Raw genomic sequence first — 20,061 nt, 5'->3', positions numbered from 1 at the left:
GGCGACAGTAGACTTATTTCAGTCCCAACCCAGGTGCTGTGCATGAGCCAGTCCACGACGCCGACTGCAGAGGAGGCCCTCCACACCACGCTCGAGATGTCGTTCGAGGACGCCGTGCCGTTCGTTCAACTCGAACACGAACTGGCTGATTTCGAGACGGTCAAAGTCACGCGCCTCGACCAGATGATTGCGGGGATGCTCGGCGAGGACGTGTCACGGACCGCGCTGTTGGTCGTCTGTCACCCGACTATCGCGCGTGACGCCCTCCAAATCGACCAGGAGCTTGCCGGTATGTTGCCCTGTACGACTGTCGTCTATGAGAAAGCGGGTGACGACCTGGTGCACGTCCATCACTTTTCGGCCACGAAAGCAATCCGTGACTTGGGCTGTTGCCCGAAGGAACGAACCGAAGATGTTCAGGAACTCATCGAGTTTACCGGCGAGCGGATGACCGAGGTCTGGGAGAACATCGAGACACACAGTTAACCTGGTCCGATGGGCTTAATCGCCTGAACTGCCTATCTGGTAGTCATGACTGACGGGGACGCAGTCACGGGTCCAGCCGCGTTTACTGCGCTTGGCTCACGACTCCGAGACGCTCTCTCGATGCGTGGCTTCGAGTCACCGACCAAGCCACAGCGCCAAGCTATCGGCCCTATCGCTGCCGGTGAGGACGTTGTCGTCGTCGCACCGACCGGCAGCGGCAAGACAGAAACCGCGACGCTCCCCGTTTTCGACGCGCTTGCAGGTGAGGAAATCTTCGGCATCAGTGCGCTGTACGTGACGCCGCTCCGGGCGCTCAACCGCGACATGCGCGAGCGTCTGGACTGGTGGGGCGACACTCTCGGTATCGATGTCGACGTGCGCCACGGCGATACGACCGACTACCAGCGACAGAAACAGGCAAACAACCCGCCAGATTTGCTCGTAACGACTCCCGAGACGCTCCAGGCGATGCTGACCGGCTCGAAACTCCGTCGAGCACTGGAAGACGTAGACCACGTCGTCATCGACGAGATTCACGAGCTTGCGGTCTCAAAGCGCGGGGCACAGCTCGCGATTGGGCTCGAACGGCTCCGAGAGCTCGCCGGCCCGTTCCAGCGGGTCGGCCTCTCGGCGACTGTCCACGACCCGGACGAAATCGGACGGCTTCTGACCGGCGACAGAGACTGGCGAGTCATCGAAGTCGATGTCGGAAGCGCACTCGAGGTGAACGTCGAAGCACCGACTGTGACGGAGGACGACGAGAAACTCGCACAGGAGCTGGTCACGGAGCCTGAGGCGGCGAGTCACGTACGCCGCATCGACGAACTCGTGGCCGAGAACGAGGCGACACTTGCATTCGTTAACACCAGACAGACGGCCGAGGCACTCGGGTCTCGACTCAAGGAACTGGGAACGAGCATCGGTATTCATCACGGCTCGCTCGCCAAAGAGACCAGAATCGAGGTAGAAAAGCAGTTCAAGCGGGGCGAACTCGACGGGCTCCTCTGTACCTCGTCGATGGAACTGGGCATCGACGTCGGGCAGGTCGACCACGTCATCCAGTACAACAGCCCCCGGCAGGTGGCCCGCCTCCTCCAGCGAATCGGGCGGGCGGGACACCGCGAGGGTGACGTTTCGTCGGGCACGATTCTCACGAGCCACCCAGATGACGTGCTGGAGTCACTTGTCGTGGCCAGGCGGGCCAGAGCCGGCGCGGTCGAGCCGGCACCGATTCACCACGGCAGCCTCGACACCGTGGCGAACCAGATTGCGGGGCTGGTGATGGACTTCGGCGAGATAGCGGCACCACGGGCCTACGACGTGGTCACCCGGGCTTACCCCTTCGACGAGTTAGACGAGAGTCAGTTCAAATCCGTCGTGCGCGAACTGGCGAGTAACAATGTCGTGTGGCTCGAAGAGGAAGAAGACCGCATCGAGAAGCGTCGCGGCACCTGGCAGTACTTCTATCGGAACCTCTCGATGATTCCCGACGAGGCGACATACGACGTGGAAGACGTGGCGAGTGGCTCTCAGGTCGGCACTCTCGACGAGCGCTTCGTCGTCAACTTCGCCTCGCCCGGGGAAGTGTTCATCCAGCGCGGCGAGATGTGGCGCATCACCGAGGTCGACGAGGAAGACGAGGTCGTGACGGTCTCACCGATAGAAGACCCCGCAGGCGAGGTCCCCTCCTGGACTGGCCAAGAGATTCCGGTTCCACAGGTCGTCGCGCAAGACGTCGGCGAACTCCGCAGTGTGGCCGGGAGCCAACTTGCGGCCGGTGGTGACACAGGGTCGGTAGCCAGCGACCTTACTCGGCGGTACGAGGTCGACAGCGAGACTATCGCCAGCGGGCTAGAGCGGCTCGCAGAACACGTCGGCGACGGCCAGCCACTCGTGACCGACAACCAGATACTCGTCGAGTCCGGAGACGGGACGGTCGTGGTAAACGCCTGCTTCGGTCACCAGACCAACGAGGCGCTTGGCAGACTCGTCTCGGCACTGCTCGGCCAGCAGACCGGGTCGAGCGTCGGTCTCGAAACAGACCCGTACCGCATCGAGTTGACAGTCCCCTCCGGTGTTCGTGCGAGCGCAGTGGTCGACGTTCTGTCTGAGACCGACCCCGACCACGTTCGGAGTATCATCGAGCTGAGCCTGAAAAACGCCGATACGCTGAAGTTCAAGCTCGCACAGGTGGCGACGAGTTTCGGCGCGCTCAAGCGATGGCGTGGTAACGGCAGTGCCAGATTCGGCAAGGGCAGACTCCTCGATGCGCTCGAAGGGACACCCGTCTACGAGGAGGCAATCCGCGAGATATTCCACGAGGAACTGGCCGTCGACGACGCCACAACGGTGTTGGAGCGGATACAGTCGGGCGACATCAGCGTCGAGACGGTGAGCGGTCACACGCCGCTGGGCACCGGTGGCCGCGGGTCGGGGACTGAGCTACTCACGCCCGAAAACGCCGACGCGAGCGTCATCGAGACGGTCAAAGAGCGCCTCCAGAACGACCGCGTCATCCTGTTCTGTCTACATTGCACCGATTGGAAGCGCAAGAGACAGGTGAAACGAGTCTCCGACCAACCGACCTGTCCGGAGTGTGGGTCGACGCGCATCGCGGCCCTGAACCCCTGGGCCGAAGAGACCGTCAGCGCGGTCAAAGCGACGGACAAGACCGACGACCAACAGAAAGAAACCGAGCGCGCCTATCAGGCGGCGAGTCTCGTCCAGAGCCACGGCAAGCAGGCAGTCATCGCGCTCGCGGCGCGCGGAGTCGGCCCGCACAACGCCGCCAGAATCATCAACAAGCTCAGAGAGGACGAGGACGACTTCTATCGCGATATCCTCTCGCGCGAGCGTGAGTACGCCAGGACGCGGTCGTTCTGGGACTGAGAAACAGCTAAGGCCGTGGCCCGACACCGCACAGTCGATGCGACTGGAGGATTACTGGGGAATCGGTCCCAAGACGCGGGACCGCTTGGCTGAGAGCATCGGCGAAGCGGCTGCAATCGAAGCCATCGAGAACGGCGACGTGCGGACGCTGACCGATGCGGGACTGTCCGGGGGCCGAGCGACCCGGATACTCCGCCACGCCGGCGGTGGGGCCGCACTCGACGTACTCGCCACACGGGACGGGCGCAACGTCTACAAGGAACTACTCGATACGATAAGCAGCTACGCGGTGACCGACCGAGCGGCAGACACCATCCGCATCATGACGCCACTCGAATCCACCGCCGAGATAGAGGAGCGCCTCGACACAGTGTTCGAGGCAGTCGAAAGCTGGCAATCACTCCCTGAGCACGAGCGCGAGGCCGTCATCGAGGTGTTCGACAGCTACGACGAACGCGGCGGCAGGCGCGCGACAGTAGAGACGGCACTGGAGCTTCGTGCACTCGGCGTCGAAAACGGCATCTTCGAGCCTGTCGCGGCCCTCGACACCGACACCCTCGAAGAGGCGTCCCGCGCACTGGCAGGGCTAGAATCGAACGGGACTGGTGTCGGCGAGGGTGCCGACGACCGGCTCGACGACCTCCGGAGACAGCTCGGTGCCGTCGAGGACCTCGCCGCGACGCCCGATTCAGTCCTTGAATCGGTCCAGTCAGGGGCACGCGAGGCGGCACAGCTTCGCGAGGAACTCACCCGCTATCTGGCAGGCGAGACTGGTCTCGACCTCGCGAGAGTCCGGGACGCAGTCCCTGGGGAAGCGACAGATGCCCGAGGGTTCGTCGGCGAAACACTGCGGGCACTCGCCGACGAGCTACGCGAGGCCGTCGACGAGCGCGAGCAGGCAGTCGCTGCGGCGTTCGAGGAGACGCTGGCCGAAGCAGACGACGGTATCGAGGCGGCTGTCTCCGCCGTCGAAGACATCGCTTTCGCCGTCTCGCTGGCGCGGTTCACGGTCGCATTCGACCTGACGCGCCCGGCGTTCGCGAGCGACAGGGTGTCAGCGGTGGTAAACGCCCGGAATCTGTTTCTCGACGCCGCCGGCGAAAGCGTCCAGCCGATTACCTACGCCGTCGGCGAACACGGCCTCGACGTGGCCGCGAGCAGGAACCCGCCGACGGCCCACCGGGTCGCCGTGTTGACCGGCGCAAACAGCGGCGGAAAGACGACGCTTTTAGAGACGCTCTGTCAGGTGCAACTGCTGGCCCAGATGGGATTGCCGGTGCCGGCCGACCAGGCAGAGGTGACTCTCGTCGAGCGTATCGTCTTCCACCGGCGACACGCGAGTTTCAACGCCGGCGTGCTGGAGTCGACACTGCGCTCGGTGGTACCGCCGCTGACCGAATCCGGGCGGACGCTCATGCTTGTCGACGAGTTCGAGGCGATTACCGAACCGGGCAGCGCGGCGGACCTGTTACACGGACTGGTCCGGTTGACTGTCGACCACGACGCGATGGGTGTGTTTGTGACACATCTGGCTGACGATTTAGAGCCCCTTCCCAACGAGGCACGGACCGACGGCATATTTGCCGAGGGACTGACGCCGTCGCTGGAGCTGGAAGTGGATTACCAGCCACGGTTCGAGTCAGTCGGTCGGTCGACTCCGGAGTTCATCGTCTCACGACTGGTCGCCAACGCCGGCGAACCCGCCGAGCGTGCCGGCTACGAGACGTTGGCACAAGCGGTCGGCGAACAGGCTGTCCAACGAACACTCGCCGACGCCCGATGGACGGAGTGACGGCGGAGAATCAGTCTGCGCCGGCGACTGCTGACTGCCCGTGTTCCTCGACACCGGAGCGAGTAATCGAGAGTTCGATGTCGTTCTCGATGGAGACGTGGACATCCTCAACAGACCGGGCGTACTCGCTGGTGTGTTTCCCGTTGCGAGAGATGCGGAGCTGCTCGTCGAGCAGTCCCGTCTCGGTCAGCAGTTCGAGCTTGCGGTAGGCCGTCGACAGCGGCAGGTCGCAGGCTTCGGACAGCTCGTTGGCCGTGAGCGATTCGTCGGCCGTTGCTTCCAAGATGGCCCGACAATCTTCGTCTTCGAGCGCGCCGAGCATCGCCTCTACTTTGCTCGTCTCGCTGACTGTCGTTGACTCGACACCACCGGCGGGGTTCGGCCGGGAACGCGGCGAGTGACTCATATCTAAAGGTCTATTCCCGTTCCAAACCAGTGTACACCACAGATATCGTGGGTAGTTTATATACCCCACCCGCGATATGCGGGGACAGGCCGGAAGGGGTACTGTTTACTTCGTCACCGAACTATCGTCACGCATGAGCGAACTGAGCACACTGGCGTCTAGGTTCAAGCGGCGACGAGGAGGGATGGCTCCGTGAACAGTGCAGCAAAAATCGTCTGCACGCTCGGTCCAGCGTCCGAAAGTGCAGAGAGTATCAAAGCGCTTGCGGGTGCGGGTATGTCCGTGGCACGCCTCAACGCGAGTCACGGGACACCCGAGAGTCGGCGGGAGCTGATAGACCGCATCCGGCGTGTCGAAAAAGAGGGGGAGTACCCGATTTCGGTCATCCTCGATTTGCCGGGACCAGAGGTGCGGACTGCGCCAATCGAGGAGTCGGTTTTCCTGGCCGACGGGTCGACTATCGAACTGTTCGAGGGTGAGACAGCGAGCCCCGAGCGCGTCGGACTCTCCGCGAATCTCGACGCGGTCGCGCCCGGCGACTCGATACTCGTCGACGACGGTCGTATCGAACTCGAAGCGACCGGCGTCGACGACGGTGTCGTGACGGCAACCGTCGCCTCCGGCGGCGAGTTGACGAGTCGGTCTGGCGTTAACGTCCCTGGCGTTGACCTCGGATTGCCGACTATCACCGAGCGTGACAGCCGGGAACTCGACGTTGCGGCCGAGAAAGAGGTCGACTTCGTCGCAGCGAGTTTCGTCAAGCACGCGGGCGACATCTACGAAATCGGCAGAGCCCTCGAAGAACGCGGGGCGGATTTGCCGATTATCGCGAAAGTAGAGCGAGCCGACGCCGTCGAGAACATCGAGGGAATCATCGAGGCCGCCGACGGGGTGATGGTCGCTAGGGGAGACCTCGGCGTCGAATGCCCGCTAGAGGACGTCCCGATGATTCAAAAGCGCATCATCCGGTCGTGTAACAGGGCTGGGACGCCCGTCATCACCGCGACCGAGATGCTCGACTCGATGATATCCGAGCGCCGGCCGACACGCGCCGAAACCTCGGACGTAGCGAACGCGGTGCTGGACGGGACCGACGCCGTGATGCTGTCCGGCGAGACGGCAATCGGCGACCACCCGGCACGGGTCGTCGAGACGATGGGTCGCATCATCGAGGATGTCGAGACGAGCGAGGAGTACGCGGAACTCCGCGAGAGCCGGGTGCCGCCGGCCGACGAGACGCGGACGGACGCACTGGCGCGGTCGGCGCGGTTCCTCGCCCGTGACATCGGGGCCAGCGCCGTCGTCGCGGCGAGTGAATCCGGCTATACCGCGGAGAAGGCCGCGAAGTACCGGCCGAACATCCCTATTATCGCAGCGACCCCCGATGACGAGGTCCGAGGCCGGCTGGCACTTCGGTGGGGTATCATTCCGAGACAGGTGTCGTACGACGGCGAAAGCGCCGATTCGGTCATCCAGAGCGCGGTTCAGGCCGCAATCGACACGGGCGCGGTCGACGGTGGCGACACCGTCGTCGTGTTGTCGGGAATGATGACCGAGTACGACGACCTCGATACCGCGAACATGCTCAAGGTACACGTCGCCGCCGAGGCAGTCGTCTCCGGCCGGTCGGTTGTCTCGGGCTCGGTCACCGGGCCGCTCTATCGGCTGGCAGACGGCGACCTGACCGAAGTTCCCGACGGCACAATCGTGGCACTGCCCGCGGGATTCGACGACGAGTTCGAGGGCGACATCTCGAAGCTCGGCGGTATCATCGACGCCCATCAGGGGTCGACGAGCTACGCCGCTATCGTCGCCCGTGAAGTCGGTCTCCCGATGATTAGCTACGCCACAGTGCCGACGCGAATCGAAGACGGCGAGGAAATCAGCCTAGACGCCGAGCGGGGCGTCGTCTACGCCGACCCGGTCGAGACAGAGTGAGTCGGCCGCCAGCAGCTTTTTGAGAGGGGGCGTCCAGAGCCTGTGTATGGGGGATTTCGACGGACTCGACCTGCAGGCAGTCGAAGACCAACTCGACGACGAGACTGACGACGACAGCGACGGGGCAAACTGTGTCGTTCTGGGCGTCCTCGATGGGTCGACCGCGCCAGAGGAGTGGGTGTCAGTCGTCGCCGAAGGGAATATTCTTGTCCTCAACGTCGAGGGCGACCTGAACCAACTCGCCTCGGGGTTCGCCCGAGATGTCAAAGACGGCGGCGGCAGCCTCACGCATTTCCGTGGCTTCCTAGTCGTGACGCCAGCAGGCGTCGATATCGACACGGACCGTCTCAGCCAGTGACTTGCATCGCCGGTGACCCTGTTACTCGGAGGCCGGGAACAGCGTGAGGTAGTGCCCGTCGAGGTCACGAAGCCGGAGTCCCCCGTCTCGCTCATCGATGGTCAACACGTCGTCACGAACCTCGTCGACGACGGCGGCCGGACTCTCGACAGTGACGCCCATGTCGACGTGGAGACCGCCTCGTGCGTCGGCGATACCTAGCTGTGGCTCCCAGAGTTCGAGCGCGAAGGAGTCGGCGTTCAGGCGGACACGCCGGCGGTCCTCGCCGCGGTCGACCACCTCGAACCCCAGACGCTCGTAGAGGGAGACGGCTCGTTCTAGGTGCTCGACCTCGAGAACGACCTCGAAGAGACCGGCGATACCCGTTCCGTCGGCGGCAGACTGCCCGAGTTCGAGACAGTTCCCGTCCGGGTCGTAGAAATACAGCGACTTCGAGTCGCCGAAGCTGTGTTCGACGAGGTCGAATCGCTCGTCGAGGTCGTCGTACCAAGAGTCGTACTCGTCGGCGGGAATCGAGAAGGCGTAATGTGTGTGAACGCCACCGCGAGGCACCGGTCCAGGCGACCGGAGAATCAGGTCGGTCTCGCCGGCTCCGAACGTGACCTCACTCTCGGACCGAGAGCGAACGTCGAGGTCGAGAAACGCCTCGTAGAAGGCTTCTGCGCGGTCGAGATACTTCGTTTCGAGTGCGAGCCATCGGAGTGTGTCGACCATATCGGCGGTTGGTCGTCCCGCGATATAAACGGTCCGTGATACTACAGGGTGAAAACGAGGCGTTCGTTGCTTCCGAGTGAATGGACGACCTCGACGACCTCGACGTTGGCCGGGAGTGACTCGACCAGCGTGACGATGCGGGCCTTCCGCCCCGGCTGTACCTCGACCTGTCTCGTGTGACAGCCGGGACCGAGAGAGGATGGGTCCAGGGATGCGCGTGTCGGCCCGTAGGTGTACTCGTCGTCACCGATGAACTGCGTCCGGCTCGACTGCCAGCGCAGCGGGCTGTCGCTCGTGTTTTCGACGTCGAACAGCGCGACGGGCTGCTGTCCGCCGCTGTCGACCTGATGGTCGTAGACGAACTCCTCGATATCGACTCTGGGGACACCGACGAGCGTCGCCCGGGCGGAATCGGAAGCGACAGTCACCGTCTCCCGACTGGAGAGCGAGCCGGAAACGGCGTCGGCAATCGACCCCGCTTCGGCTGACTGGACCGCGTTCGAATCGCGTGACGCCAGCTCTCGCCGGTGGTTCGTCCGTGCGGAATCGGAACGCGGCCGGTCGCCATCGTATCGCTCGATGTCTCCGGCCCGACGCTTGTCGTCACTCATTCACCGAACGTTACACACGAGGGATATGAATAGCCTTCGGTGAACACGACCCTGCCCGCCAAAGTTAGGTTCGAGCTTTTTTAACCGGGGAGACGAAAGGGAAGCCATGAAATCATCTGGACCGGCGACAGATTGGCAGGAGATAGACAGATTCGACGGCGGCGTCGGCTGGATAGCGTACCCCGACGAGACGATGCAACGGGCCAGCCACGCCCTAGCGGTCGACGGCGAGGTGTGGCTGGTCGACCCTGTTGACGCCGAGGGCATCGACGACTGCATCGAGGAGTACGGTGAGGTCGCGGGCGTCGTGACCCTTCTCGACCGGCACAAACGCGACGCGGCCGCGTTCGCCACCCGCCACGACGTTTCGGTGTGGGTTCCTGCGTTCATGGACGGCGTGGTCGACGAACTCGACGCACCGACCGAGCGGTTCCGTCACGAACTGGCAGACACGGGCTACGTGTTACACGCCCTCGTCGACAACCGCATGTGGCAAGAAGCCGTTCTGTACAACGAGGAAAACGGTGTTCTGGTGGTACCGGAAGCAGTCGGTACAACCTCTTATTTCCGGGCCGCCGACGAGTCGCTGGGCGTCCACCCGATGCTCCGACTGACGCCACCCCGAGAGCTCGACCGCTTCGACCCCGAGCGACTCCTCATCGGCCACGGCCCGGGTGTCCACGACGACACGGCGGAGACACTCGCTGACGCCCTCGCAGGGTCGCGGCGGCGGACCCCACAGCTGGTGGTACAGACCGTCAAAGACACGCTCCTTGGCTGAGTCAGGCTCGCTGTGGCGTGTCGTATAAGTTACTCCCGGCCGAATTCAGTGACGTGATACACATAACGCGCGGGCTCGTCGAGACGCTACTCCGGCAGGCCGAGGAAGCCGAGCCCGACTCGCGGACGGTTCCCCTTGCGGTGACCCGAGCCAAGAACCTCCCTGCTGCCGGGTTATCACCAGATACCCCTGTCTTCACGCACTTCTATCTGTCCAGCAAGGGCGACGCGATAAACGCCATCTTCGGCGTCGATATGAAGACGCCAGCGGCACAGACGCCCGGAATCTTCGTCTCACATCCCCTCGGTGAACTGAAAGTCACGAAAGAGGACGATATGCGGGAAGTCATCTTCCTCGCCGTCCCCCCCTGGTCGACGGATTCGTTCAAGGCCTTCGACCGCTCCGGGAACGTCAGAGAGCTTGAGATACTCGATATCGAGCCGCCAGAGGAGACGCAGTTCGCCGAACAGTAACGCTACTTGCCGACGACGAGCTGTTCGTCGTACTCGACGAGATTCTCGTAGCCATCCTCGGTGACAACGACGAAGTCTTCGATACGGACGCCCCCGACCTCGGGGTCGTACAGACCCGGCTCGATGGTGATGACGTGGCCGGGTTCGAGCGTGTCGCCGCTCGGGGCGACACTTGGCTGTTCGTGAACGTCCAGTCCGAGGCCGTGACCCGTGCTGTGGATGAACCCGGTCTCGGTTGTCGGATTGCTCCGTAGCGTCGGTTCGCCAGCCTCTTCGTAAACCTCACAGACTGCCGCGTGTACCTCTTGTCCCGTCGCTCCGGGTTCGACGGCTGCCAGGGCGGCCGCTTTTGCCTCCTGTGTCAGGTCGTACCACTCGCGGATTGTGTCACCCGGCTCCCCGTGACAGAACGTCCGCGTCATATCGGCGTGATACTTCGACTGTTTGTTCTGTGGGAAGATGTCGACGATGATGCTCTCGCCGGCACGCAACGGACCGCTCCCGCGGTCGTGAGGGTCGGCGGCGTCACTCCCGCAGGCCACGATTGTCTCGTCGAGCCCACACCCGTGTTCCAGGAGCGTCATCTCGATTTCTTCCGTGACGCGCTCGCTGGTCAGTAGCTCGCCGTCCTGGCGGAGCCGGCCTTCGTCGTCGACGTTTGCGGTCCCGATGAGTTCCTCGGCACGGGCCATCGCCGCTTCGTTAGCCCGCTGTGCCTCGCGGATGTGTTCGACTTCCTCGTCGGCCTTTTTCGCCCGTATCTCCGTGATGACGCTGCTGTTGTCGGCAGTTACGTCGACACCCTGCTCGCGGAGCTGGTCGGCCGTCTGGAGCGGGAACTTCGGCGGCGTCGCGACCGACTCGACCCCGTGTTCGGAGAGGAACGCCTCGAGAACGCGGGCGCGGGCCTCGTCGGGGTCGTGTTCGGCGAGTAGTGACTCGAAGTCATAATCCGAACCGCGCTCGACGGTCGCCGCGCGGGCTTGTTTTTTCGCGCGGCCGTATTCGAGGCTTCGGAACAAAAAGAGGTGGACCTCACCGTTGTACAGCGTGATATACGGGTCCGGCGCGTCGAATCCCGAGAGATAGTACTGGTCGGACTCCTCGGAGTCAGCGTGAACGAGGTAGCCGTCCGTGTCCGTCTCTGACAGGTACGCATCCAGGGCCGTGAAGTCGGGTTCCATGGCTCTATCATCGACCGGCCCACACTTATGAATTAAGACGCCGGCACCGACGTGTTTCTCGGACAATACGAACACCCAGAAAACACTTACCAGGCGACGGCTGTATCGACGTGACGATGGTCGAACAGCTCTACTCGGAGTTTCCCGACCTGTACGACGCGATTCAGTCCGACTGGGACTACGACCGCGACGTGTCGTTTGTCACCGATAGGCTGGCGGCCGGCGACCGTGCCGGGACTAAGCTACTGGAGGTCGGCTGTGGTACCGGAGAGCACACCCGCAGATTCGTCGATGCGGGGTTCGACGTGACGGCCGTCGAACCGAACGAGGGGATGCGCTCGCGTGCCCGCACGAAGACCGACGCCGCGTTTCACAGCGACGGCCTGCCCGACTTCGATATCGACGGCAGATACGACGTTATCGTCGCAATCCGGGGCGTTATCAATCACCTGGCGCCGTCCGAACTGGAGGGTGCAGTCGAGACGCTTGTGGCACATCTCACCTCGGGTGGCGTGCTCGTGTTCGACAACTCGCCGCTCCCGCCTGAGGGAAACGAGGTTGCACTCGATGTGGGCGCCAGTGAGCGCGGGCAGTACGCGCGGATTGTCCAGATGGACCCGACGGGGGACGGGCGACTGAGTTGGAACTCGGTCGTGTTTACGCCCGGTGGGGATTTCTTCATCGACAGCTGCGAGATGACGCCGTTCGAGGACGTGACCATCGCGGCGGCACTCTCACAACACGGTCTTGCAGTCGAGCCGATAGATGGCTACGGACCGGACGACCACCGGACCGTGTTCGTGGCCCGGAAGTAGGCGGCCGTATCAGTGGAAGGTCCGGCCGACTTCGGTCTCGCTGGTGGCGGGTTCGGTGGTGTCGAATTCGTCTTCGATTTCGCTGTAGCGCTCGCGAGTCTCCTCGGTGACACTCGGGCCGACCTCGTCGAGTGCCGTGTTGAAGTGCTCGCTCGTCACGAGAACGTTGCCGACGCTGTCACCGACATCCTCGGGTGAGACGCTGTTGATGAACTCGCGCGATGCAGCCATCGAGGCCTCACGACAGACTGCCTCGATATCGGCACCGACGTAGCCCTCGGTCCGCGCGGCGATGTCGTCCAGATCGACATCTTCTGCGAGCGGTTTCTCGCGGGTGTGGACCTCGAATATCTTGCGGCGGGCCTCCTGGTCAGGCACCGGGACGTGGACGTGCCGGTCAAGCCGACCGGGCCGGAGCAGCGCCGTATCGATGAGGTCCGGGCGGTTGGTCGTAGCGATGACGACGACGTCTTCGAGGTCTTCCAGCCCGTCGAGTTCGGTCAGCAACTGGGAGACGACGCGCTCGCCGACGCCGGAGTCGCCCACGTTCTGGCCCCGTTCGGTCGCAATCGAGTCGATTTCGTCGAAGAAGACGACAGTCGGCGCATTCGAGCGAGCCTTCTCGAAGACTTCGCGGACGCCTTTCTCGCTTTCTCCGACGTACTTGTTCAGCAGTTCGGGACCTTTGATTGAGATGAAGTTACTCTGTGCTTCGTTGGCGATAGCTTTGGCGAGTAGCGTCTTCCCGGTACCGGGCGGGCCATAGAGCAGGACGCCCTTTGCGGCCTCCATATCCATCTGCTCGAAGACTTCGGGGTACTCCAGGGGCCACTGGATGGTCTCCCGGAGGCGCTCTTTCGTGTCGGCGAGGCCGCCGACCTGATCCCAGGTCACGTCCGGAACTTCGACAAACACCTCGCGCAGCGCGGAGGGTTCGATTCCTTTCATCGCCTGTTTGAAGTCTGTCTCCGTGACCCGAAGCTGTTCGAGCGTCTCGGCGTCGATTTCGTCCTCTTCGAGGTCGAGTTCCGGACGCACCCGACGGAGCGCGTTCATCGCCGCTTCCTTTGCGAGTTGTTCGATGTCAGCGCCGACGAAACCGTGGGTGTTGTCGGCGTACATGTCGAGGTCGATGTCGTCGGTCAGGGGCATCCCCCGGGTGTGGACCTGGAGAATTTCCTTGCGGCCGTCTTTGTCCGGGACGCCGACCTCGATTTCACGGTCGAAGCGGCCGCCACGACGCAGTGCAGGGTCGAGTGCGTCGACGCGGTTTGTCGCGCCGATGACGATAACCTGGCCGCGGTCTTCGAGTCCGTCCATCAGCGAGAGGAGCTGGGCGACGACACGCCGCTCCACGTCGCCGGAGGTCTCGCCGCGCTTGGGAGCAATAGAGTCGAGTTCGTCGATGAAGATGACCGCGGGGTCGTTCTCGGCGGCTTCCTCGAAGACCTCGCGGAGCTTCTCCTCGCTTTCACCGTAGTATTTCGACATAATCTCCGGACCGGAGATGTCGGTGAAGTAGGCGTCAATCTCGTTGGCGACGGCCTGTGCCATCAGCGTCTTCCCCGTGCCCGGCGGGCCGTGTAAGAGGACACCCTTCGGCGGTTCGATGCCGAGTTGCTGGAACAGTTCGGGGTGGCGCATCGGCAACTCGACCATCTCGCGGACCTGTTCGAGTTCGTCGTCGAGGCCGCCGATATCCTCGTAGGTGACGTTCGGGGCCGTCTGGGCCTCCTCTGTCTCCTCGCCAGCGATCTGTTCGGCGGGCTGCTCGCTGAGTGAGATGTCTGTCGAGTCCGTCACGACGACAGTTCCCTCTGGGTCGCTGTCGGCGATGCGGAGCGGAATCTTCTGGCCCGACATCGACGACAGTGGCCCGAGACCGAACGAAATCTGAACTGTCTGCCCCTTGGTGACCGCTTGCCCACTTAGGTTCTGCTGAATCATCGGGGCGACGTTGCCGCGAACCCGGAGGTTCTGGGGGAGCGCGACTGTCAGGCTCTTTGCGGGCTGAACGTCGGCTTTCTCGACAGTGACGCCGTCGTCGATGCCCGTGCCAGTCTCCTGGCGGAGCTGGCCGTCGATGCGGACGACACCGCGGCCGCTATCTTCGGGATAGCCGGGCCAGACGCGCGCAACCGCGCGGCCACCCTCACCCTCGATGAGGATGTAGTCCCCGTTTTCGAGGTCCATCTCCTCCATCGCCTGTCTATCTACCGCCGCTAGGCCGCGACCGGCGTCTTTCTGTTTCAGTGGCTTGACTGTGAGTCTCATTTGTTCACCTCGATAGTGAGAACGTCATTGTTCAAAAACACTCGTGCGTCAGCGGGTAGCTCGACATCGTGCTGCTCCTCGCCCGCCACGACGATAGCCGTATCACCGACGACATCGACGCTCACACCGTCGCGGGAACCGAAGTCAGACACGTACTCGGTCCGGTCCTCGTAATCGACCCGACGAGTCTCGAGACCCTGCTCTCTCAGCGTTTGTTTCAGTCTCATCCTAACTACAAGTAAGCTGCAATTGTATATAAACCTTTCTCTAAACTGCGGGGTACGTCCCCCATGTATCGAGAAGAACACTGATTGCGGTTCACACTGGTAGGAAGGGAACAGACGCCACTGTATGCACTGGCTCAGTTACCGAGACAGAGAAAAGAGAACTCAGTAGTGGGCAGCCAGTCAGGCGTTGAAGACCTGCCAGAGAAACTCGTCGTCGGCAGTCAGCGCGTCGAATCGGCCGGCAAACAGGAACCCGGCGAAGACGAACGCAACCGCGCTGAGCAGGCTGAGAACGACCACAGTGGGAAGGTGTTGGACCGATGTGAGGACCGCGCTCGTGGCGGTGATGCCCAGGAATCCGGTCGCGATTGCCATCGTGAACAGGAGGCTCCTGCGGCGTTCGGTCGTGTTTGCCTCGAACAGTTGTGCCCGGTTTCGGAGTGTAGCCAGCGTCGATTGCGTTGAACTCATAAATCTGTCCACTGTATCTTGATGGTCTCTATACACTTGAGCCTTCGTCAGACAATCGTCACATTTTGCCCTGAACCATGAGAACACAGAACGTTTACAAACGACAGGACCAAATCGCACGAAGATGAGTTCTGTCCCCGACCGAGGCGACATCGACGAGCAGTACCGATGGGAACTTGGCTCGCTGTACGAAAGCGACCAAGAGTGGGAAGACGCCTACGAGCGCGTTGCCGAGGAGATAGACGAGTTGGCGGCGTTCGAAGGGCGGCTGACAGAGGACCCGACGACGCTTGCGAATTTCTTCGACGAACATCAGGCCATCATGCGGCAGGTGAAAAACGTCTACACATACGCGCGCCTGCGCAGCGACGAGAACACCCAAGACAGCGACGCACAGGCGATGGAGACGCGCGCGAAGTCGCTGTACACCGAGGCTCAGACGGTGACGAGTTTCATCGAGCCGGAGCTACAGGAGCTGACCGACGAGGAAGCCGAGGCGCTTCTCGCCGAGGAGCCACAGCTCGAACAGTACGAACACTACATCGACGATGTGCTGCGCCAGAAACCACACACCCGCTCGGAGGAAGTCGAAGCGCTGCTGTCTGACCTGGGCGAGGTCACTGGTGCGCCCGGCGAGATATACAATATGCTCGCCAACGCGGATATGACCTTCCCGACGGTCGAAGGACCCGACGGCGACGACGTACAGATTACGCTCAGTAACTTCACGACACACCTCAAAGACCCCGACAGAGAGTTCCGCCAACGCGTCTACGAGGCGTATTTCGACGAGTGGGGGAACGTCCGTAACGCCGTCGGCACGGCCTACCGCAACAGCGTCAAGAAAAACGAGAAACTCGCCTCAGCGCGGAACTACGACACTGCCCGCGAGGCCGCGCTCGACGACACCAACATCCCGACGGCGGTGTACGACACTCTGGTCGACACCGTCCGAGACAACCTCGATGCGCTCCACAGACACGCGAACCTGAAACAAGATGTCGTCGGCGCAGACGACCTCCAGATGTGGGACCTCTACGTGCCACTGGTCGAAGACGAGGGACCAGAGATTCCGTACGAGGACGCCTGTGAGTACGTTATCGATGCCGTCGAACCACTTGGCGAGGAGTACCAGAGCCGGCTCGCCGAGGGGCTCGACTCCCGGTGGGTCGATGTCTACGAGACCGACGGCAAGCGCTCGGGCGCATACAGCAGCGGTACCTACGACTCACAGCCGTACATCCTGATGAACTATCAGGACGACATCTCGTCGATGTTTACCCTGGCACACGAACTCGGCCACTCGATGCACTCCGAGCTGGCCAGTGAGTCCCAGCCGTACGTCTACGCGAGCTACTCGCTGTTTATCGCTGAAATCGCCTCGACGGTCAACGAGACGCTGTTGACCCACCACCTGCTCGAAACGCTCGAGGACGACCACCTCCGCAAACACGTACTCAACGAGTATCTCGAACGGTTCCGGTCGACGCTGTTCCGACAGACCATGTTCGCGGAGTTCGAACACCGCGCACACCAGCGCTCACAGGCCGGCGAGCCGCTCACCTCCGACGCCCTCGACGACCTGTTCGCAGAGATCAAAGGCGACTACTACGAGCCAGCGACACTCGACGACAGCATCGCCCGCGAGTGGATGCGCATTCCCCACTTTTATCGGGCGTTCTACGTCTTCCAGTACTCGACGGGCATCTCTGCGGCGGTGTCGCTGGTCGAATCGATTCGTGAGGAAGGCGAGCCTGCCGCAAAGCGGTACCGACAGCTCCTCCGCGACGGCTCGCATGGCTACCCGCTCGACATCCTGAACGAGGCGGGAGTCGACCTCACAGAGCCGGCGCCAATCCAGCAGGCCATCGACGTATACGACGAGACGCTCGACGAGATGGAGTCCCTGCTGTAAGCGTAGGGTATCGTTCACTGCCGTTGATACGATTGACACGCGTACACGCCCCACTCCCGAAAGCCTTTATTTCGTCCTACCCAACGATAACACACCCAAATGTCTCGAAGTCCATCGCTTCCTGAGCGTCCGCACCTCGATTTAGACCCGGACATGTCGCCCGAAGAGCGACTGGAAGCCCTCCGGGACCACTTCGAAGAGGTCGTCGAGGTCAACCAGAAACTGGAAGAACAGCTCGAGGTCGCCCACGACCGCCGAGAAGAACTGACCGACGAGGTGGACTCGCTAGAACGCGAGAACCGCACCCTGAAGTCGTCCTCGCTGTACGTGGCGACGGCCGAAGAGGTAACCGACGACGGCATCATCATCAAACAGCACGGCAACAACCAGGAGGTCCTGACCGAAAACACCGCCGCAGTAACAGAGGACCTAGAGGCTGGCGACCGCGTTGCTATCGACGACTCGTTTGGCATCCAGGCTGTGCTCGACCCCGAGACCGACGCCCGGGCGCAGGCGATGCAAATCGACCAGAGCCCGGCAGTCACGTACGACGACATCGGCGGTCTCGAAGAGCAAACTCAGGAGGTCGTCGAGACGGTCGAAGACCCCCTCAGCGACCCCAAACAGTTCGACGCAGTCGGCATCGAACCCCCTTCCGGCGTGCTCTTGCACGGGCCGCCGGGCACGGGGAAGACGATGCTCGCCAGGGCCGTCGCCAACGAGACCGACGCCACCTTCATCCGGATGGCAGGCTCGGAGCTGGTCCAGAAGTTCATCGGCGAAGGCGCGAAGCTGGTCCGAGACCTGTTCGAACTCGCCAGCGAACACGAGCCAGCGGTCATCTTCATCGACGAAATCGACGCGATTGCCTCGAAGCGTACCGAGTCGAAAACGTCGGGCGATGCGGAAGTCCAGCGGACGATGATGCAACTGCTCTCGGAGATGGACGGCTTCGAAGACCGCGGTAACATCCGCATCATCGCCGCGACCAACCGCTTCGACATGCTCGATCGCGCCATTCTCCGACCCGGCCGCTTTGACCGCCTCATCGAAGTGCCCGAGCCGGACCTCGAGGGCCGGACCCGCATCCTCGAAATCCACACCGACGACATGAACCTCGCCGACGCCGTCGACCTCGAAGGCATCGCGGCGGAGACTGAAGGATTCACCGGCGCAGAACTCGCCTCGCTTGCGACCGAGGCGGGGATGTTCGCCATCCGCGACTCGCGAGCAGAGGTCACGATGGCTGATTTCAACAACGCCCTCGAAAAAGTTCGAGAAGAAGACGATACCAGCGGCACCCCGATTGCGTTCGCCTAATTCTCAGTCGTCGGTCTCGACAGGCAGCGCACGCGTCGTTTCATCGACGAAACAGAGCGCGTCGAACGCCTCACCGTATACGTACTCGGTCAGGTACTCCCGCGGCGCTGTCTCGTCGTAAGTCGCCCCCGTCGAGAAATGCTGCTGTGGTTCGTTCAGGAGCGCATCAAGCCGGTCGTCGCGCTTTGCCTCGCGAACATCAAGGAGAAAGCTACCAACATCACGGGACGCCAGCGTGGCGTCTATCGTTCCGGGGACCGGCGACTGGAGCGTCTGTCGCTGGAGACCCTCTCCGGGCGTGATAGCCTGAAACGAGCCCGAGCCAAACGAGAATCCGACAGCGACGTACGCATCGCCGTGGCGGTCGGCGAGAAGCTTGCCCATCGGGTCTGCGACCGCGTCGGTTCCGCGGATAGTGTGTTTCTGACGGTTGATGTGTGCGTCGTGGGCCCACAGAACGATCGTGTCTGTGTCGGTAAACTCTAACAGCCACTCGACGTTGTCTGCCATCGCCCTGTCGCGCACTTGGAGAATCTCTTCGACCGCGTCGAGTTCGTCGTCTGATAGGTCACCCTCGAACTCGCCGTCGTACCGGTGTAAGGCCCGCTGGTATGCAGTCGCCTGTTCGATAGTCGTGAGCGACCGGCGTGAGAGCGCGTACGCCCGCTCGTCGGTTGCTGTAATATACGCCTTCCGGTGGTCGTCGAAGTGGTTGTTCAGAGCCTCAACGAGACGTGGCGCGGTATCGAGACGTGGCTGGATATTCCCGTCTGGCCGCTCGCCATCGTCGTCGACGGCAGCAAGGTCAGCTCTGAGCGTCTCCGGAACCGGAATTTCGGCCCGGTCGAGGAAGGCATCGAGTCGCGACACCGCCCCGGAGGTGTACTGTGCGTCGAAGCCGAAAAACCGGACGCGGTCCTCGAGTGGTCGCCCCTCGTTGAACGACCTGAGCCACTCCACCATCGAGAGAACTGCCTCGACGTTCCAGGTCCAGAAGTAGATGTTCTCGATGGCCTCGCGTGGGTCTCCTTCCCCGTAGACGACGTAGTCGTTTATCGCCAGCGTCTCGGCGAACGTGGCCTCCATAGCGAAGACGCGAACGCCCTGTGTCTCGACGAGACGCCGGAGGACCCGGTGTTTCAGCCGGAAGAACTCCCGTGTGCCGTGTGTCGCTTCACCCAGAGCGATGATGCTGCCGTCGGCGGCGGTAGTTGACCACGGGCGAGAATCCTCGAACGCTGCAAGTGGGTCGATACGCTGGAGTTGTGTCGTGTAGTCTGTGAGCGCCGTTGCCTCGGCGTCGGTGAGTTCGGTTGCTGTACCGCTGGTCTCGGATGCTGAGTCGTCTATCATCGTGCTATGGCGCAAGCTGTGTGGTTGTCACTTTCCGTTCAGTACAACCCCGAA

18 protein-coding genes are annotated in these 20,061 nt (G+C 62.5%); 10 read left to right on the top strand and 8 right to left on the bottom strand.

All coding sequences use genetic code 11. The features are described 5' to 3' along the window. Positions 1-42 precede the first annotated feature (42 nt). From BLR34_RS07350 to BLR34_RS07340, 3 genes are read left to right on the top strand one after another with little or no spacing between them, the layout of a single operon-like run. Positions 43-486 carry a DUF302 domain-containing protein gene (locus tag BLR34_RS07350; RefSeq protein ID WP_092701400.1) on the top strand — a complete coding sequence of 148 codons (444 nt, stop codon included), beginning with the start codon at positions 43-45 and terminating at the stop codon, positions 484-486. A 45-nt stretch (positions 487-531) separates the two neighbouring features. Next, entirely contained in the window at positions 532-3,375 is a 2,844-nt protein-coding gene (locus BLR34_RS07345; RefSeq protein WP_092701397.1) for a DEAD/DEAH box helicase, read from the top strand. A 37-nt stretch (positions 3,376-3,412) separates the two neighbouring features. Next, on the top strand, positions 3,413-5,167 hold the full coding sequence (locus tag BLR34_RS07340; RefSeq protein WP_092701394.1) for a MutS-related protein: 1,755 nt from the start codon (positions 3,413-3,415) through the stop codon (positions 5,165-5,167). A 10-nt stretch (positions 5,168-5,177) separates the two neighbouring features. Here BLR34_RS07340 and BLR34_RS07335 read toward each other — a convergent pair whose 3' ends face one another. Then, entirely contained in the window at positions 5,178-5,573 is a 396-nt protein-coding gene (locus BLR34_RS07335) for a helix-turn-helix domain-containing protein (protein ID WP_092701390.1), read from the bottom strand. 192 nt (positions 5,574-5,765) lie between these two features. Between BLR34_RS07335 and pyk the strand changes: the two genes are divergently transcribed. Together pyk and BLR34_RS07325 are read left to right on the top strand one after the other, a co-directional pair. Continuing rightward, positions 5,766-7,511, top strand: a complete 1,746-nt coding sequence (pyk, locus tag BLR34_RS07330; protein ID WP_092701387.1) for a pyruvate kinase — start codon at positions 5,766-5,768, stop codon at positions 7,509-7,511. Between the two features lie 46 nt (positions 7,512-7,557). Then, positions 7,558-7,869 (top strand): DUF5779 family protein, encoded by a 312-nt coding sequence (locus BLR34_RS07325; RefSeq protein ID WP_092701384.1) that lies wholly within the window; start codon positions 7,558-7,560, stop codon positions 7,867-7,869. A gap of 21 nt (positions 7,870-7,890) precedes the next feature. Here the strand turns inward: BLR34_RS07325 and BLR34_RS07320 are convergent, their stop codons facing one another. Next, entirely contained in the window at positions 7,891-8,583 is a 693-nt protein-coding gene (locus tag BLR34_RS07320; RefSeq protein WP_092701381.1) for a VOC family protein, read from the bottom strand. 41 nt (positions 8,584-8,624) lie between these two features. Continuing rightward, positions 8,625-9,194: a hypothetical protein gene (locus tag BLR34_RS07315; RefSeq protein WP_092701378.1), complete on the bottom strand. Its 570-nt coding sequence runs from the start codon at positions 9,192-9,194 to the stop codon at positions 8,625-8,627. Positions 9,195-9,300: 106 nt separating this feature from the next. On the opposite strand from BLR34_RS07315, the gene BLR34_RS07310 reads away from it, so the two are divergent. Both BLR34_RS07310 and BLR34_RS07305 read left to right on the top strand, forming a co-directional pair. Next, positions 9,301-9,975, top strand: a complete 675-nt coding sequence (locus BLR34_RS07310) for a hypothetical protein (RefSeq protein ID WP_092701375.1) — start codon at positions 9,301-9,303, stop codon at positions 9,973-9,975. A gap of 53 nt (positions 9,976-10,028) precedes the next feature. After that, complete coding sequence (locus BLR34_RS07305; protein ID WP_092701372.1) at positions 10,029-10,448, top strand: JAB/MPN domain protein-containing protein; 420 nt, start codon at positions 10,029-10,031, stop codon at positions 10,446-10,448. Between the two features lie 2 nt (positions 10,449-10,450). Here the strand turns inward: BLR34_RS07305 and BLR34_RS07300 are convergent, their stop codons facing one another. Beyond that, the gene (locus BLR34_RS07300; protein WP_092701369.1) at positions 10,451-11,632 is read right to left on the bottom strand and encodes a M24 family metallopeptidase; all 1,182 of its coding nucleotides are present in this window, start codon (positions 11,630-11,632) and stop codon (positions 10,451-10,453) included. 116 nt (positions 11,633-11,748) lie between these two features. On the opposite strand from BLR34_RS07300, the gene BLR34_RS07295 reads away from it, so the two are divergent. After that, the gene (locus BLR34_RS07295) at positions 11,749-12,447 is read left to right on the top strand and encodes a class I SAM-dependent DNA methyltransferase (protein ID WP_092701366.1); all 699 of its coding nucleotides are present in this window, start codon (positions 11,749-11,751) and stop codon (positions 12,445-12,447) included. 9 nt (positions 12,448-12,456) lie between these two features. On the opposite strand, the gene BLR34_RS07290 is transcribed toward BLR34_RS07295, so the two are convergent. From BLR34_RS07290 to BLR34_RS07280, 3 genes are all read right to left on the bottom strand, one after another. Continuing rightward, positions 12,457-14,721, bottom strand: coding sequence for a CDC48 family AAA ATPase (locus BLR34_RS07290; RefSeq protein WP_092701362.1), 2,265 nt, complete (start codon positions 14,719-14,721; stop codon positions 12,457-12,459). Beyond that, entirely contained in the window at positions 14,718-14,948 is a 231-nt protein-coding gene (locus tag BLR34_RS07285) for a DUF7127 family protein (RefSeq protein WP_092701359.1), read from the bottom strand. Before BLR34_RS07285 ends, BLR34_RS07290 begins: the two co-directional genes overlap by 4 nt. 180 nt (positions 14,949-15,128) lie before the next feature. Continuing rightward, complete coding sequence (locus tag BLR34_RS07280) at positions 15,129-15,419, bottom strand: hypothetical protein (protein WP_092701356.1); 291 nt, start codon at positions 15,417-15,419, stop codon at positions 15,129-15,131. Positions 15,420-15,543: 124 nt separating this feature from the next. On the opposite strand from BLR34_RS07280, the gene pepF reads away from it, so the two are divergent. Both pepF and pan2 read left to right on the top strand, forming a co-directional pair. Further along, the gene (pepF, locus tag BLR34_RS07275; RefSeq protein ID WP_092701353.1) at positions 15,544-17,334 is read left to right on the top strand and encodes an oligoendopeptidase F; all 1,791 of its coding nucleotides are present in this window, start codon (positions 15,544-15,546) and stop codon (positions 17,332-17,334) included. Positions 17,335-17,433: 99 nt separating this feature from the next. Continuing rightward, positions 17,434-18,654, top strand: a complete 1,221-nt coding sequence (gene pan2, locus BLR34_RS07270) for a proteasome-activating nucleotidase Pan2 (RefSeq protein WP_092701350.1) — start codon at positions 17,434-17,436, stop codon at positions 18,652-18,654. Positions 18,655-18,657: 3 nt separating this feature from the next. Here the strand turns inward: pan2 and BLR34_RS07265 are convergent, their stop codons facing one another. After that, a complete protein-coding gene (locus BLR34_RS07265; protein WP_092701347.1) occupies positions 18,658-20,007 on the bottom strand; it encodes an erythromycin esterase family protein in 1,350 nt (449 codons plus the stop codon). Positions 20,008-20,061: the final 54 nt, after the last annotated feature.

The sequence above is a fragment of the Halovenus aranensis genome, from assembly GCF_900100385.1.
Lineage (GTDB): Archaea > Halobacteriota > Halobacteria > Halobacteriales > Haloarculaceae > Halovenus > Halovenus aranensis.
Note: the sequence above shows the minus strand (reverse complement) of the source record. Positions and strands in the feature narration are given on the sequence as shown.

Bases quoted from the DNA above. Each gene is read 5' to 3' on its own strand.
- BLR34_RS07350 (WP_092701400.1), top strand. From the start codon at position 43: ATGAGCCAGTCCACGACGCCGACTGCAGAGGAGGCCCTCCACACCACG.
- BLR34_RS07345 (WP_092701397.1), top strand. From the start codon at position 532: ATGACTGACGGGGACGCAGTCACGGGTCCAGCCGCGTTTACTGCGCTT.
- BLR34_RS07340 (WP_092701394.1), top strand. From the start codon at position 3,413: ATGCGACTGGAGGATTACTGGGGAATCGGTCCCAAGACGCGGGACCGC.
- BLR34_RS07335 (WP_092701390.1), bottom strand. From the start codon at position 5,573: ATGAGTCACTCGCCGCGTTCCCGGCCGAACCCCGCCGGTGGTGTCGAG.
- BLR34_RS07325 (WP_092701384.1), top strand. From the start codon at position 7,558: ATGGGGGATTTCGACGGACTCGACCTGCAGGCAGTCGAAGACCAACTC.
- BLR34_RS07320 (WP_092701381.1), bottom strand. From the start codon at position 8,583: ATGGTCGACACACTCCGATGGCTCGCACTCGAAACGAAGTATCTCGAC.
- BLR34_RS07315 (WP_092701378.1), bottom strand. From the start codon at position 9,194: ATGAGTGACGACAAGCGTCGGGCCGGAGACATCGAGCGATACGATGGC.
- BLR34_RS07310 (WP_092701375.1), top strand. From the start codon at position 9,301: ATGAAATCATCTGGACCGGCGACAGATTGGCAGGAGATAGACAGATTC.
- BLR34_RS07300 (WP_092701369.1), bottom strand. From the start codon at position 11,632: ATGGAACCCGACTTCACGGCCCTGGATGCGTACCTGTCAGAGACGGAC.
- BLR34_RS07295 (WP_092701366.1), top strand. From the start codon at position 11,749: ATGGTCGAACAGCTCTACTCGGAGTTTCCCGACCTGTACGACGCGATT.
- BLR34_RS07290 (WP_092701362.1), bottom strand. From the start codon at position 14,721: ATGAGACTCACAGTCAAGCCACTGAAACAGAAAGACGCCGGTCGCGGC.
- BLR34_RS07285 (WP_092701359.1), bottom strand. From the start codon at position 14,948: ATGAGACTGAAACAAACGCTGAGAGAGCAGGGTCTCGAGACTCGTCGG.
- BLR34_RS07280 (WP_092701356.1), bottom strand. From the start codon at position 15,419: ATGAGTTCAACGCAATCGACGCTGGCTACACTCCGAAACCGGGCACAA.
- pepF (WP_092701353.1), top strand. From the start codon at position 15,544: ATGAGTTCTGTCCCCGACCGAGGCGACATCGACGAGCAGTACCGATGG.
- pan2 (WP_092701350.1), top strand. From the start codon at position 17,434: ATGTCTCGAAGTCCATCGCTTCCTGAGCGTCCGCACCTCGATTTAGAC.
- BLR34_RS07265 (WP_092701347.1), bottom strand. From the start codon at position 20,007: ATGATAGACGACTCAGCATCCGAGACCAGCGGTACAGCAACCGAACTC.